Origin of the sequence: Pseudonocardia lutea, from assembly GCF_042658055.1 — a bacterium.
GTDB lineage: Bacteria > Actinomycetota > Actinomycetes > Mycobacteriales > Pseudonocardiaceae > Pseudonocardia > Pseudonocardia lutea.
This window is the reverse complement of record NZ_JBHSQK010000018.1, coordinates 85,688-100,135: the sequence shown is the minus strand read 5'-3', so window position 1 is coordinate 100,135 and position 14,448 is coordinate 85,688. Positions and strand designations below refer to the sequence as shown.

Annotated in this window: 13 protein-coding genes and 1 pseudogene; 13 read left to right on the top strand and 1 reads right to left on the bottom strand. The window is 74.7% G+C overall.

Going from position 1 to position 14,448, the window contains the following annotated elements; translation table 11 throughout:
- Nucleotides 1-38: 38 nt before the first annotated feature.
- The 6 genes from ACFQH9_RS09500 to ACFQH9_RS09475 all read left to right on the top strand — a co-directional run bounded on the left by ACFQH9_RS09500 (nucleotide 39) and on the right by ACFQH9_RS09475 (nucleotide 4,815).
- The gene (locus ACFQH9_RS09500; protein WP_379565559.1) at nucleotides 39-710 is read left to right on the top strand and encodes a riboflavin synthase; all 672 of its coding nucleotides are present in this window, start codon (nucleotides 39-41) and stop codon (nucleotides 708-710) included.
- 5 nt (nucleotides 711-715) lie between these two features.
- Nucleotides 716-2,035, top strand: a complete 1,320-nt coding sequence (locus tag ACFQH9_RS09495; RefSeq protein WP_379565642.1) for a bifunctional 3,4-dihydroxy-2-butanone-4-phosphate synthase/GTP cyclohydrolase II — start codon at nucleotides 716-718, stop codon at nucleotides 2,033-2,035.
- A gap of 91 nt (nucleotides 2,036-2,126) precedes the next feature.
- The gene (gene ribH, locus ACFQH9_RS09490; protein WP_379565557.1) at nucleotides 2,127-2,609 is read left to right on the top strand and encodes a 6,7-dimethyl-8-ribityllumazine synthase; all 483 of its coding nucleotides are present in this window, start codon (nucleotides 2,127-2,129) and stop codon (nucleotides 2,607-2,609) included.
- Nucleotides 2,610-2,614: 5 nt separating this feature from the next.
- Nucleotides 2,615-3,103 (top strand): PH domain-containing protein, encoded by a 489-nt coding sequence (locus tag ACFQH9_RS09485; protein ID WP_379565640.1) that lies wholly within the window; start codon nucleotides 2,615-2,617, stop codon nucleotides 3,101-3,103.
- 58 nt (nucleotides 3,104-3,161) lie between these two features.
- Nucleotides 3,162-3,821 (top strand): pyridoxamine 5'-phosphate oxidase family protein, encoded by a 660-nt coding sequence (locus ACFQH9_RS09480; protein ID WP_379565556.1) that lies wholly within the window; start codon nucleotides 3,162-3,164, stop codon nucleotides 3,819-3,821.
- Nucleotides 3,822-4,053: 232 nt separating this feature from the next.
- Complete coding sequence (locus ACFQH9_RS09475) at nucleotides 4,054-4,815, top strand: HAD family hydrolase (protein WP_379565555.1); 762 nt, start codon at nucleotides 4,054-4,056, stop codon at nucleotides 4,813-4,815.
- Between the two features lie 21 nt (nucleotides 4,816-4,836).
- Here ACFQH9_RS09475 and ACFQH9_RS09470 read toward each other — a convergent pair whose 3' ends face one another.
- On the bottom strand, nucleotides 4,837-5,634 hold the full coding sequence (locus ACFQH9_RS09470) for a DUF2786 domain-containing protein (protein ID WP_379565554.1): 798 nt from the start codon (nucleotides 5,632-5,634) through the stop codon (nucleotides 4,837-4,839).
- A gap of 162 nt (nucleotides 5,635-5,796) precedes the next feature.
- On the opposite strand from ACFQH9_RS09470, the gene uvrC reads away from it, so the two are divergent.
- From uvrC to tpiA, 7 genes and pseudogenes are all read left to right on the top strand, one after another.
- Entirely contained in the window at nucleotides 5,797-7,932 is a 2,136-nt protein-coding gene (gene uvrC / locus ACFQH9_RS09465) for an excinuclease ABC subunit UvrC (RefSeq protein ID WP_379565553.1), read from the top strand.
- A gap of 209 nt (nucleotides 7,933-8,141) precedes the next feature.
- Nucleotides 8,142-9,053, top strand: a complete 912-nt coding sequence (gene rapZ / locus ACFQH9_RS09460) for an RNase adapter RapZ (RefSeq protein ID WP_379565639.1) — start codon at nucleotides 8,142-8,144, stop codon at nucleotides 9,051-9,053.
- A gap of 83 nt (nucleotides 9,054-9,136) precedes the next feature.
- Nucleotides 9,137-10,121 (top strand): annotated as a pseudogene (locus ACFQH9_RS09455) (gluconeogenesis factor YvcK family protein).
- A 55-nt stretch (nucleotides 10,122-10,176) separates the two neighbouring features.
- The gene (gene whiA, locus ACFQH9_RS09450) at nucleotides 10,177-11,160 is read left to right on the top strand and encodes a DNA-binding protein WhiA (protein WP_379565552.1); all 984 of its coding nucleotides are present in this window, start codon (nucleotides 10,177-10,179) and stop codon (nucleotides 11,158-11,160) included.
- A gap of 131 nt (nucleotides 11,161-11,291) precedes the next feature.
- The gene (gene gap / locus ACFQH9_RS09445; protein WP_379565551.1) at nucleotides 11,292-12,305 is read left to right on the top strand and encodes a type I glyceraldehyde-3-phosphate dehydrogenase; all 1,014 of its coding nucleotides are present in this window, start codon (nucleotides 11,292-11,294) and stop codon (nucleotides 12,303-12,305) included.
- Nucleotides 12,306-12,313: 8 nt separating this feature from the next.
- On the top strand, nucleotides 12,314-13,501 hold the full coding sequence (locus ACFQH9_RS09440; RefSeq protein ID WP_379565550.1) for a phosphoglycerate kinase: 1,188 nt from the start codon (nucleotides 12,314-12,316) through the stop codon (nucleotides 13,499-13,501).
- A complete protein-coding gene (gene tpiA / locus ACFQH9_RS09435) occupies nucleotides 13,502-14,287 on the top strand; it encodes a triose-phosphate isomerase (RefSeq protein ID WP_379565548.1) in 786 nt (261 codons plus the stop codon).
- The last annotated feature ends 161 nt before the right edge of the window (nucleotides 14,288-14,448 follow it).

Sequence of the window (14,448 nt, the reverse complement as noted above, 5' to 3'; positions counted from 1 at the left end):
ACGTGGAGCGCAGCGGGAAGGCAGGAGAGGCGGAGCCCATGTTCACGGGGATCGTGGAGGAGGTCGGCGAGATCGTCGACGTCCGGCAGTCCGGTGAGGTGGTCGTGCTGACCGTGCGGGGACCGCGCGTGTCCGGCGACGCCGCGCACGGCGACTCGATCGCGGTGAACGGCTGTTGTCTCACCGTCGCCGATCCCGGCGGGGCGCAGGGCGACGAGTTCCGGCTCGAGCTGGTGCCGGAGACGCTCAAGCGGACCTCGCTCGGCGCGGCCGCCCCCGGGGTGAAGGTCAACCTCGAGCGGGCGCTGCAGGCCGGCGCCCGGCTCGGCGGGCACATCGTGCAGGGCCACGTCGACGGCGTCGGCACGCTGCTCGAGCGCACGCCGGGCGAGCGCAGCGACGAGGTCCGCTTCAGCCTCCCGCCCGACCTGGCCCGGTACGTGGTCGAGAAGGGCTCGATCACCGTCGACGGCGTGTCCCTGACGGTCGCCGGCACGGACGGCGACACCTTCTCGGTCGCGCTCATCCCCACCACGCTCGCCGACACCACGCTCGGCCTGCGCGCCCCCGGCGACCCGGTGAACCTCGAGGTCGACGTGGTCGCCAAGTACGTGGAGCGGCTCACCGCCGGCTACGTGGGCGGCCCGGCCGCCGCGCGACACGAGCCCGCGCAGCCCCAGGACCAGCACGGACAGGACGGTGCCAAGTGACCGAGATCGCTCACCAGGGGGCCGCCGCCGCAGCCGGCCTCACGGGCGGCTTCGAGCGGATCGAGCGGGCCCTGCGCGACCTCGCCGAGGGCAAGCCCGTCGTCGTGGTCGACGACGAGGACCGCGAGAACGAGGGCGACCTGATCTTCGCCGCGGAGAAGGCCACCCCCGAGCTGGTCTCCTTCGTGGTCCGCTACACCTCCGGCTACGTGTGCGTGGCGCTCACCGACACCGAGTGCGACCGGCTCGACCTCCCGCCGATGCACCACACGAACGCCGACGCCTTCCGCACGGCCTTCACCGTGACCGTCGACGCGAAGGAGGGCGTGACCACCGGCATCTCGGCGGCGGACCGCGCCCACACCATCCGGCTGCTCGCCGCCCCGACGACCCAGCCGACCGACCTGGTCAGGCCCGGGCACGTGCTGCCGCTGCGCGCCCGCGAGGGCGGCGTGCTGCGCCGCCCCGGGCACACCGAGGCCGCGGTCGACCTCACCCGCATGGCCGGGCTCTCGCCCGCCGGCGCGCTCTGCGAGATCGTGTCGCAGAAGGACGAGGGCGAGATGGCCCGCGGCGACGAGCTGCAGGTCTTCGCCGACGACCACGAGCTCACCCTGGTCACCATCGCCGACCTGATCGCCTACCGGCGCCGCTTCGAGAAGCACATCCAGCGCGTCGCCCAGGCCCGGATCCCGACCGCGCACGGCGAGTTCGTGGCCTTCGGCTACGACTCGCTGCTCGACGGCATCGAGCACATCGCCATGGTGAAGGGCGACGTCGGCACCCCCGAGGGCGACGGCGAGGACGTCCTGGTCCGGGTGCACTCCGAGTGCCTGACCGGCGACGTCATGGGCTCGCTGCGCTGCGACTGCGGCCCGCAGCTCGACGCCGCGCTGGAGGCCGTGGCCCAGGAGGGCCGGGGGGTGGTGCTCTACATGCGCGGGCACGAGGGCCGGGGGATCGGCCTGCTGCACAAGCTGCAGGCCTACCAGCTGCAGGAGGCCGGGGCGGACACCGTCGACGCCAACCTGGCGATGGGCCTGCCCGCCGACGCCCGGGACTACGGCATCGGCGCGCAGATCCTCTCGGACCTCGGCGTGAAGTCCATGCGGCTGCTCACGAACAACCCGGAGAAGCGTGCCGGGCTCGAGGGCTACGGGCTGCGCATCACCGAGCGGATCGCGATGCCGATCCGGCCCAACCCGGAGAACCTGCGCTACCTGCGGACCAAGCGGGACCGGATGGGGCACGACCTGCCGAACCTGGGCGAACCGGACGGACCGGGCAACCTGTCCGACGGCCTATCGGACGGCCTGGGCGGCTGACCGCCCCGGGCCCGCCCGGGTCCCCGGCCCCGTCCCGGCGCACGGCCTGGGAGACTGGGCGCGTGAACACTCAGGGTGCCGGAGACGGGCGATGAGCGGTGAGGGCAGGCCCGCGGACGCGGGCGACCTGGCGGGCGCGGCGGGGCTGCGGCTCGGTGTCGTGGCGGCCACCTGGCACGCCGAGATCGTCGACTCGCTGCTGGAGCGGGCGCTGGCCACGGCGGAGAAGGCCGGGGCGGTGCCCACGGTCGTGCGGGTGCCCGGGACGATCGAGCTGCCGGTCGTGGCCCAGGAGCTGGCCCGCACGCACGACGCCGTCGTGGCGCTGGGCGTGGTGGTGCGGGGCGGCACGCCGCACTTCGAGTACGTCTGCGACTCGGTGACGGCGGGGCTGACCCGGGTCTCGCTCGACGAGTCGACCCCGGTCGGCAACGGCGTGCTCACCACGAACACCGTCGAGCAGGCGGTGGACCGCAGCGGCGGGCCCGGCAGCAGCGAGGACAAGGGGGCCGAGGCCACCGTCGCCGCGCTGCGGACGGCGATCGTGCTCGCCGAGCTGCGGGAGCTGGCGTGAGCGGGATGTCCCCGGACGTGCGCGAGCGGCCGGCGCGCCCGGGCCGCGGGCCCGGCGCGGTGACGATCCGCCCCCGGCTGGCCTTCTGGCTCGGCTGGGTGTCGGCGGCGGCGATCATGGTGATCTTCGTCGTGATCGCGGTCGTCCTGCGGAACACGGCCACCGGGGTGTTCTTCCGCGTCGCGGACCAGGTGGCCATGGTGCTGCTCGGGCTGTTCATCGCGGCCGGCCTGGCGTTGTTCGCCCGGCCGCGGGTGCGGGCGGACGAGCACGGCATCGAGGTCCGCAACGTGGCCCTGCCGCGGTATCTGCCCTGGTCGGAGGTGGAACGGGTGTCCTTCCCCGACGGCGCCTCCTGGGCCCGGCTGGACCTGCCGGACTACGAGTACCTGCCCGTCCTGGCGATCCAGGCCGTCGACCGGCAGCACGCGGTCGACGCCATCCGCACGGTGCGGGCGCTGCACGCCGCCGCCCGCCGGCCGGGCGGGGACTGAGGGCCCGAGCGGGGGCGGGGCTCCCGCACCGCGGAAGGTGAGGGTTACCTTACGAACCATGGAGATCGCCCCCGCCCCGCCGGACGTGGCCGCCGCGCCGGACCTGCAGGTCGTCACGACCCTCGACGAGCTGCGGGAGGTGGTCCCCGAGCCGCACGTGTCGCTGTGGGAGAAGGACATCGGGCGCATCGACGGGTCTGCCCGCACCTTCATCGAGGCCTCGCCCTTCCTGCTCCTGTCGACCTCCGGGCCCGACGGCACCTGCGACGTCACGCCGCGGGGCGATCCCGCCGGCAGCGTCCTGGTGCTGGACGAGCACACGCTCGTGATCGCCGACCGGCGCGGCAACCGCCGGCTCGACGCCCTCCGCAACATCCTCGACAACCCCCACGTCGGTCTGCTGTTCGTGATCCCCGGTAGGCCGGACACGCTGCGGGTGAACGGCACGGCCCGGCTGGTTCGCGACGCCCCCTTCTTCGACCGGCTCACCGTCCAGGGCGTGCGCCCGGCACTGGCCGTCGTGGTGACGGTCCAGGAGCTGTTCCTGCACTGCGCGAAGGCCTTCCTGCGGGCGGGCCTGTGGGACCCGGAGACGTGGCCGGACCCCGCCGCGGTGCCGAGCATCGGCCAGATGGCCAAGGCGATGAGGAACCTCGACGTGCCGGCCGAGGAGATCGACGCGGCCCTGGCCCACGACGCCGAGCACCACCGGTACTGACCCGCGACCGCACCGCCCACCGTGTCCCTGCTCCTCCGCTGCCGATCCACCCCTGGTCCACTCGCGCCCTGCCCCGGCGCTGCTCGTCGCCGGATCGCGACCGCTCGGCGCCCACGGCAGGTTGGGGAGCCGTGCCCGGGTGAGGATGACCCCGCGTTGCGGAGCGTGATCGGACGTGTACGGAATGCCGGGGTCTTCCCGCCGCGACGCCCCGGCACGGTGAGGTGGACGCATGGCGACGGGTCACGGCGGGCGGCCCGCGGGACCGCGGGCGACGGGACCGACCGGGTCGCCCGGCCAGATCGGGTCGGCGGCCCCGCGGCGGCCGCGGCGCCCGCGGGCCGTGCTCGTGGACGTGTACGACACCCTGCTGCGGACGGACGGGCTCCGCCGCCGGTTCGTCGACGTGGGGCGGCCCGAGCACGAGTACGAGCTCTTCCTCGCGCACGCGCTGCGCGACGCGATGGGCTTCGCGCTGGCCGGCACCCCGGTCGCCTTCGCCCGGGTGCTGACCGACGCGCTGCGCACCGCGACCGGCCACAAGCTCTCCGACGACGCGCTCGCGCACATCGCCGAGGGCTTCACCGCGCTGCCCGCCTTCCCGGACGCCGAGCCCGCCCTCGCCCTGCTGGCCCGCTCCCGCATCCCCGCCTGGGCGGTGGCGCAGGGCAGCGGCGACCACACCTCGAGCGCGCTCGACGCCACCGGCCTGCGCACCTTCCTGCGCGGCACCGTGGCCAGCGACGACCTGGGCGTGCTGCCGCCCGATCCCGAGGCCTACCGGCTGGCCTGCGCCGCCGCGCGGATCGACCCGGAGACCACCGCGTTCCTGTCCGCGCACGGCTACCTCGTGCACGGCGCGATGCGGGCCGGCCTGGTCGGTGCGCTGGTGCTGCGCGACGGCGAGGGCGTGCCCGCCTCGATCGACCTGCCGCACGTCACCGGGACGACGCTGGTCGGCACGGTCGAGGCACTGCTCGACCTCCCCGGCTGACGGGCCGCCGCCCGGGCCCGGTCAGCCCGGCCCCGCCGCCAACCCGCGCGGACCCGCGCCCCGGGCCGCACGGAGGCGGCGCCCGCCCAGGTCGGCCCTACGGCCCGCCTGGGCGCCCTCGGCGAACCCGCTGCCCGAGAGCGACGGTCGCCGCGCCCGGGACAGGTGCGGGAACACCTCGAAATAGGCCCGGTCGACCTGTGCGCCGCGGTCCACCAGCACGAGCGCGGTGCCCGCCGCCCGCCCCCGGTCGCCGGCCCGCGCGCACGCCTCGGCCGCGGCCCGCTCCTCGGCCTCGAGCAGCCGCTGGTGCACCTGCGCGGCGAAGCCCTGCAGCCACGACCGCCGGTACGCCGCGACGGACTCGTCCGGCCACGGCGGTCTCAGCCGGACCAGCTGTCCCGTGGCCTGCAGCAGCAGCGAGGTGTACAGCAGCTCCACCCGCTCGCGGTCCGAGGCGAACCCGAAGACCGTGACCGCGGCGACCTTGCCGCCCCTCGCCCCGTGCATCACCCACCGGCAGCGCAGGGCCGCGGCGGTCCAGCCGAGCAACCGCGCCTTGCCCGCGGAGTACGGGTCCTCCATCCCGATGCGGAGCACGCCGATCTCGTCCCGCCGCGGGTCGTCCGCCGCGAGGAGCGCCTCGTCGATCCCGTGCCGGGCCATCAGCTCGACGGCCTTGGCGTTGTAGGTCTCGGCCTCCTCGGGCGTGCCCGCCCGCTCGGCCTTGGCCAGCAGCTTGCGCACGCGGTCGAGCCGGTCGGCGCGCCGGGCGCTGTCGGGGGGGACGCCGGGGGTGAGGGGGGTGCCGGTGGTCATCGGGGAGCCCTTCCTTCGAACGGCCGTTCGGATCGAGGCACGGTCTACCCGACCGCACCGACAGTTCCGGCCGGTCCGGGTTGGATACACCCCCGGCCCCCGCCCCCCGACACCGCCCGGGCGACACGGCGTGTCGGGGGGCCGCTCTACCCTGGGGAGGCCATGCCCGACCCCGCCACCTACCGCCCGGCTCCGGGGACGATCCCCGAGGCCCCGGGCGTGTACCGCTTCTCCGACCCGCAGGGCCGGGTGATCTACGTCGGCAAGGCGAAGAGCCTGCGCCAGCGCTTGAACAGCTACTTCGCCGACGTCGCCGGCCTGCACCCGCGCACCCGGCAGATGGTCACGACGGCCGGCCGCGTGCAGTGGACGGTGGTCCGCACCGAGGTCGAGGCGCTCCAGCTCGAGTACAACTGGATCAAGGAGTTCGATCCGCGGTTCAACGTCCGCTACCGGGACGACAAGACCTACCCGGTGCTCGCGGTCACCCTGAACGAGGAGTACCCGCGGCTGCACGTCTACCGCGGCCCGCGGCGCAAGGGCGTGCGGTACTTCGGCCCCTACGCGCACGCCTGGGCCATCCGGGAGACGCTCGACCTGCTGCTGCGCGTGTTCCCGGCGCGCACCTGCAGCGCGGGGGTCTTCCGCCGGCACGGCCAGATCGGCCGGCCCTGCCTGCTCGGCTACATCGACAAGTGCTCGGCCCCGTGCGTCGGGCGGGTCACCGCGGAGGAGCACCGCGAGATCGTCGAGGAGTTCGCCGAGTTCCTCTCCGGGCGCACGGACCGCATGATCCGCGAGCTCGAGCGGCGGATGCAGCAGGCCTCGGAGGACCTGGAGTTCGAGCGGGCCGCCCGCCTGCGGGACGACGTGGGCGCCCTCAAGCGGGCCATGGAGCGCCAGGCGGTCGTGCTCGGGGACGGGACGGACGCCGACGTCGTCGCGTTCGCGCAGGACGAGCTGGAGGCCGCGGTCCAGGTCTTCCACGTCCGCGGCGGCCGGGTCCGCGGCCAGCGCGGCTGGGTGATCGACAAGACGGACGAGACGCCGGACACCGCCGCGCTCGTCGAGCGGTTCGTCACGTTGTTCTACGGCGAGCAGGCGGCGTTGGCCGAGGCGGCCGACGACGCGTCGCAGCCGGTCCCGAAGGAGATCCTGGTCCCGGAGCTGCCGGCCGACGCGGGGACACTGCAGCAGTGGCTCACCGGGCTGCGCGGCTCCCGGGTGAGCCTGCGCGTGCCGCAGCGCGGCGACAAGCGCGCGCTGGCCGAGACGGTGGAGCGCAACGCCAAGGAGGCGCTGGCCCAGCACAAGCTGCGCCGCGCCGGGGACCTCACCGCCCGGTCGGCGGCGCTGCAGGAGCTGCAGGAGGCCCTGGGCCTGGACCAGGCGCCGCTGCGCATCGAGTGCATCGACGTCAGCCACGTGCAGGGCACCAACGTCGTGGCGTCGCTGGTCGTGTTCGAGGACGGGCTGGCGAAGAAGTCCGACTACCGCCGCTTCGAGGTCCGCGACGGCGCGCAGGGCGGCGACGTCGCGTCGATCGCCGAGGTGGTGCGCCGGCGGTTCCGCCGCTACCTCGCCGAGAACCGGGACGGCGCGGACGCGTCGCACGGGGCCGACGACCTCGACGGGACCGACGGGACCGACGGGTCCGGCCCGGAGCTCGTCGACGCCGAGTCCCTGCCGAAGGTGCGCACCGGCATCGACCCGGAGACGGGGCGGCCGAGGAAGTTCGCCTACGCCCCGAACCTGCTGGTGGTCGACGGCGGGCAGCCGCAGGTCGAGGCGGCCGCGGACGTGCTGGCCGACCTGGGCATCCACGACGTCGCGGTGTGCGGGCTGGCGAAGCGCCTGGAGGAGGTCTGGCTGCCCGGCGACCCGGACCCGGTGATCCTGTCCCGGACCAGCGAGGCGCTGTACCTGCTGCAGCGCGCGCGGGACGAGGCGCACCGCTTCGCCATCACCTACCACCGCCAGCGTCGTTCCAAGAGCATGGTGGCGTCCGAGCTCGACGGGATCCCGGGCCTCGGCCCGGCCCGGCGGCAGGCGCTGCTCCGGCACTTCGGCTCCATGAAGAAGATCCGGGCCGCGGAGGTCGACGAGATCGCCGGGCTGCCCGGGTTCGGGCGGCGCACGGCGGAGGCCGTGGTGGCGGCCCTCCACCCGGAGGCCGCTGCTCCGCCCGACGGCGGTAACCCGGGGGCCCGAGCGGACGAGCAGCACTCCGCCGAGCATCAGGCAGCAGCCGAACACCACACAGCGGGAACGAGCGCGGAGGGGGCGCCCGGCCGGTGAACGAGGACGGCGAGACGACGAGGGCGGCCGGCACACCGGCGGCCGGCACCACGGCGGGAACGACCGCGGGAACGACCGCGGGCACGACCGCGGGCACGACGGTCGACACCACCACCGGCGCGGGGACCGCGGACGCCCCGAGGGGCGCCTCCGCCGCCGCGGCGGCGGGGCGGCGGGCGCCGTCGGCCCCCGCAACGGGGGCCGACGGCGTGGGCGGTGCGGGGGTCGCGTCCCCGCACGCCCCGTCCGGCATCGAGGTCGCGCTGGTCAGCGGCCTGTCCGGGGCGGGCCGCAGCACCGCGGCGAAGGTGTTGGAGGACCTCGGCTGGTTCGTGGTGGACAACCTGCCGCCCGAGCTCATCGAGACCATGGTCGACCTGGGCGCCCGCTCGAGCGGCGGCGACGGGCCGGCCGTCACCCGGATCGCGGTGGTGATGGACGTCCGCAGCCGGGCGTTCACCCGGGACCTCAGCGCGGTGATCCGGGACCTCGACGCCCGCGGCTACAAGCCACGGCTGCTGTTCCTCGAGGCCTCCGACGCGGTGCTGGTCCGCCGCTTCGAGCAGAACCGCCGCAGCCACCCGCTGCAGGGCTCGGGCCGGCTCGTCGACGGCATCACCGCCGAGCGCGAGCTGCTGCGCCCGCTGCGGGAGAACGCGGACCTGCTCGTCGACACCTCCACGCTGTCCGTGCACCAGCTGCGGTCCCGCATCGAGCAGGGCTTCGAGACCGGCGCCCCGGAGCCGACCCGGGTGAACTTCCTGTCCTTCGGCTACAAGTACGGCCTGCCGATGGACTCCGACCTCGTCGTGGACATGCGGTTCCTGCCGAACCCGCACTGGATCCCGGAGCTGCGCGAGCACACCGGGCGGGACGCGGACGTGCGCGACTACGTGCTCTCCCAGGAGGGCGCCGAGGAGTTCCTCGGCCGCTACGTCGAGCTGCTGACGCTGATGGGCGCCGGGTACCGCCGCGAGGGCAAGCGGTACCTCGCGGTGTCCGTCGGCTGCACCGGCGGCAAGCACCGCAGCGTGGCGATCAGCGAGGAGCTCGCCCGGCGGCTGGCCGGCGCGGAGGGGGTCGCGGTGAGCGTGACGCACCGCGACCTGGGCCGCGAGTGACGGGCCCGCGGGTGACGGGGCGAGGGACGGACCCCCGGGTTCCCGGGCCGCGCGGCAACGGGGCGGACGTCGAGGGGGCCGGGCTGCGCGCCGTGGCGCTGGGTGGCGGCCACGGGCTGTCCGCGACGCTGTCCGCGCTGCGCCACATGCCGGAGGTCGCCGACGTGACCGCCGTGGTCACCGTGGCCGACGACGGCGGCTCGTCCGGCCGGATCCGTCGCGAGCTCGGTGGCCTGCTGCCGCCGGGCGACCTGCGGATGGCGCTCGCCGCGCTGGCCGCGGACGACGACGGGGGCCGGCGCTGGGCCGAGCTCGTCCAGCACCGCTTCGGCGGCACGGGCGCGCTGGCCGGGCACGCGGTGGGCAACCTGCTGCTGGCCGGGCTGATGGAGACCCTCGGCGACCCGGTCGAGGCGCTCGACGAGGTGTGCCGGCTGCTCGGCGTCCGGGGCCGGGTGCTGCCGATGAGCCGGGTGCCGCTGGACATGGAGGCCGAGGTCAGCGGCCTCGACGAGACCGACCCGGCGCGCACCCACCGGATCCGCGGCCAGGTCGCGGTGGCCTCGACCCCGGGGCGGNGGGGGGGGGGGGGGGGGGCGCCCGACCCGCCCGCCGGCCTGCGAGCAGGCGGTCGACGCCGTCCGTGCGGCGGACCTCGTGCTGCTCGGGCCGGGCTCGTGGTTCACCAGTGTGCTCCCGCACCTGCTGGTCCCGGCGCTGCGCGAGGCGCTGCGCGACACCGCGGCCCGCCGGGTGGTGGTGCTGAACCTGGCGCCCGAGCCGGGGGAGACCGCGGACTTCTCCCCGGAGCAGCACCTCGCGGTGCTGGCGGCGCACGCCCCGGAGCTGCGGGTCGACGCCGTGCTGGCCGACGCGGCGGCGGTGGCGGTACCCCATCGGCTGCGCCGGGCGGCACGGGCGATGATGGGTCCCGGCGGCCGGGTGCATCTGGCCCCGGTCGCGGCGGAGGACCCGCTCGTGCCGCGGCACGAGCCGGCGGCGCTGGCGGCGGCGCTGCGGGAGGTCCTGGCGGCGTCCGCGCCGGTGCCGGCCGGGAGGCGGGCATGAGGGGGCAGGCGCACGCGCGGGGTGTGCGGACGGACCGGAGGGGGAGGCGCACGGCATGGCGATGACCGCGGCGGTGAAGGACGAGCTCAGCAGGCTCACCGTGACCAAGCCCTCCTGCCGGCGGGCGGAGGTCGCGTCGCTGCTCCGGTTCGCCGGCGGCCTGCACATCGTCGGCGGCCGCGTGGTGATCGAGGCCGAGGTCGACACCGGCTCCGTCGCGCGCCGGCTGCGCAAGGAGATCCACGACCTCTACGGCCACCAGGTCGAGGCGCACGTCATCACCGCGGGCGGGCTGCGCCGCGGCAACCGTTACGTGATCCGCGTGGTCCGCGACGGCGAGGGCCTGGCCCGCCAGACCGGGCTGCTCGACCAGCGCGGCCGGCCGGTGCGCGGCCTGCCGCCGGCGGTCGTCTCCGGCGACCTGGACGACGCCGAGGCGGCCTGGCGCGGCGCCTTCCTCGCCCACGGCTCGCTCACCGAGCCCGGCCGCAGCTCCGCGCTGGAGGTGACCTGCCCGGGCCCGGAGGCGGCGCTGGCCCTGGTCGGCTCGGCGCGCCGGCTCGGGGTCACGGCGAAGGCGCGCGAGGTGCGCGGGGCGGACCGGGTCGTCGTCCGGGACGGGGACGCCATCGGTGCCCTGCTGACGCGGATGGGCGCGCACGAGTCGGTGATGGCGTGGGAGGAGCGGCGGATGCGCCGCGAGGTGCGGGCCACCGCCAACCGGCTCGCCAACTTCGACGACGCCAACCTGCGCCGCTCGGCCCGCGCCGCGGTCGCCGCGGCGGCCCGGGTGCGGCGGGCGCTGGAGATCCTGGGCGACGAGGTGCCGGAGCACCTGCTGGCCGCCGGCCGGCTGCGCGCCGAGCACACGCAGGCCTCGCTGGAAGAGCTCGGCCAGCTCGCCGACCCGCCCATGACGAAGGACGCCGTCGCCGGCCGGATCCGCAGGCTGCTGCACATGGCCGACAAGCGCGCGGCCGACCTGGGGATCCCGGACACGGAGTCCGCGGTCACCGCGGAGATGCTCGAGGACACGTGACCCGGGACGCACCCACGTGCGCACCGACCTGCGCAGATGCCGCACAGGTCACGCCCGCCGGGCCCCTGTGAACGGCGGCCGATGCCGATAGGGTTGGGCCGATCCCCAAGACGACACCAGTGGAGGTTCGTGTGACGGTCCGGGTAGGCGTGAACGGCTTCGGCCGCATCGGCCGCAACTTCTGGCGGGCGGTGGACGCCCAGCGCGCCGCCGGCACGAGCGACATCGAGATCGTGGCGGTGAACGACATCACCGACAACGCGACTCTGGCGCACCTGCTGAAGTACGACTCGATCCTCGGCAGGCTGCCGTACGAGGTCTCCTCGACGGACGAGGAGATCGTCGTCGACGGCAAGGGCTTCAAGGGCCTCGCGGTCCGCGACCCCGCCGAGCTGCCCTGGAAGGACCTCGGCGTCGACGTCGTCGTGGAGTCGACCGGCCTCTTCACCAAGCGCGAGGCCGCGTCCAAGCACCTCGACGCGGGCGCCAAGAAGGTCGTCATCTCCGCGCCGGCCACCGGCGAGGACATCACGATCGTCAAGGGCGTCAACGACGACCGGTACGACGGCAGCCAGACCATCGTCTCCAACGCCTCGTGCACCACCAACTGCCTCGCGCCGCTGGCGAAGGTGCTCGACGACCTGCTGGGGATCGAGAAGGGTCTGATGACCACGATCCACGCGTACACGCAGGACCAGAACCTGCAGGACGGCCCGCACAAGGACCTGCGCCGCGCCCGGGCCGCCGCGCTGAACATCGTGCCGACCTCGACCGGCGCCGCCAAGGCGATCTCGCTGGTCCTGCCGCACCTCAAGGGCAAGCTCGACGGCTACGCGCTGCGGGTGCCGATCCCCACCGGCTCGGCCACCGACCTCACGGTCGAGGTCCGCAAGGAGGCCTCCGCCGAGGAGATCAACGCGGCGTTCAAGGCCGCCGCCGAGGGTCCGCTCAAGGGCATCCTCAAGTACACCGAGGACCCGATCGTCTCGTCGGACATCGTGACCGACCCGCACTCGACGATCTTCGACGCCGGCCTGACCAAGGTCATCGGCAACCAGGTCAAGGTCGTCGGCTGGTACGACAACGAGTGGGGCTACTCGAACCGGCTGGCCGACATCACCGCCCTGGTCGCGTCGAAGCTCTGAGACGGGCCGTGAAGACTCTCGAGGACCTCGTCGCCGAGGGCGTTCGCGGGCGTGCCGTGCTGGTGCGCTCCGACCTGAACGTCCCGCTCGACGGCGGGACCATCACCGACGACGGCCGCATCCGCGCGTCGGTGCCGACGATCTCCACCCTGGCCGACGCCGGGGCGCGGGTCCTCGTCACCGCGCACCTCGGCCGGCCGAAGGGCGGGGCGGATCCGAAGTACTCGCTGGCCCCGGTGGCCGAGCGGCTCGGCGAGCTGCTCGGCGCCGAGGTCCCGCTGGTGCCGCACGGGCAGCGCCCCGAGCTCGCCGACGGGCGGGTCGCGCTGCTGGAGAACATCCGGTTCGACGCGCGCGAGACCAGCAAGGACGACGACCAGCGCGCCGAGTTCGCCCGCGAGCTGGTCGACCTGGTCGGGGCCGGCGCGGCGTTCGTGTCGGACGGCTTCGGCGTGGTGCACCGCAAGCAGGCCTCGGTGTACGACGTCGCGCAGGACCTCCCGGCCTACGCCGGCGGGCTGGTCCTGGCCGAGGTCGAGGTGCTGCAGAAGCTCACCGGCACGGCGTCTGACGGAACTGCGGTGGAGCGGCCGTACGCGGTCGTGCTGGGCGGCTCGAAGGTCTCGGACAAGCTCGCCGTGATCGAGGCGCTGCTGCCGAAGGTGGACTCGCTGCTGGTCGGCGGCGGGATGTGCTTCACCTTCCTCGCGGCGCAGGGCTACGGCGTCGGCTCGTCGCTGCTCGAGCAGGACCAGATCGACTCGTCCCGCAAGCTCCTGGAGTCCGGGAAGATCGTCCTGCCCACGGACGTCGTGGTCGCGGACAGGTTCGCGGCGGACGCGAACACCAAGACCGTGCCGGTCGACGCGATCGAGGAGGGCTGGATGGGCCTGGACATCGGCCCGGAGTCCGTCGCCGCGTTCGCCGAGGTGCTGTCCGGGGCGCGGACGGTGTTCTGGAACGGGCCGATGGGCGTGTTCGAGATGGCGCCGTTCGCCGAGGGCACCCGCGGCGTGGCGCAGGCGATCGTCGACAGCGACGCGTTCTCGGTCGTCGGCGGGGGCGACTCGGCCGCGGCCGTGCGCGCGCTCGGCCTGCCCGAGGACGGGTTCTCGCACATCTCCACCGGCGGCGGCGCGTCCCTGGAGTTCCTCGAGGGCAAGTCCCTGCCCGGTGTCGCGGTCCTGGAGCGGTAGATGGCACGCAAGGTGTTGATCGCCGGCAACTGGAAGATGAACCTGAACCACCTCGAGGCAATCGGGCTGGTGCAGAAGATCGCCTTCGCGTTGCCGGAGAAGTACTACGACCACGTGGACGTGGCGGTGATCCCGCCGTTCACGGACATCCGCAGCGTGCAGACGCTGATCGACGGGGACAAGCTCAAGCTGGTCCACGGCGCGCAGGACCTCTCGCCGCACGACTCCGGGGCCTACACCGGGGACGTGTCGGGGCCGATGCTCGCCAAGCTCGGCTGCACCTACGTCGTCGTCGGGCACTCGGAGCGGCGCGAGATCCACGGCGAGGACGACGGTGTCGTCAACGCCAAGGTGCGCGCCGCGCTGAAGCACGGCCTGCAGCCGATCCTCTGCGTCGGCGAGGGGCTCGACGTCCGCGAGTCCGGCGCCCAGGTCGCGCACACCACCGCCCAGCTGGTCGCGGCGCTGGAGAAGGTCACGGCCGAGCAGATCGGCCGGGTCGTCGTGGCCTACGAGCCGATCTGGGCGATCGGCACCGGCAAGGTGGCGAGCCCGGCCGACGCGCAGGAGGTCTGCCACGCGCTGCGCGAGGCGGTCCGCGAGAAGTACGGCGACCAGGTCGCCGACGCGCTGCGGATCCTCTACGGCGGCTCGGTGAAGGCGAAGAACGTCGGCGAGATCGTGGCCGAGGCGGACGTCGACGGCGCGCTCGTCGGCGGGGCCTCGCTCGACGCGGACGAGTTCGCGCAGCTCTGCGCCATCGCCGCGGGCGGCCCGCTGCCCTAGTCGGGCCCGGCCGGTATCCGGCGGACGGCGCTTCCGCTCACCAGGTACGAGCGAGAGCGCCGTTCGCCCGTTCTCGGGGCGGGTCGTCCCAGACGGGGGAACCCGGACCGCCCGGCGGCCGTTGGACGGGCGGCGGGGTGCGCCGAACGGCCCGGTAACGG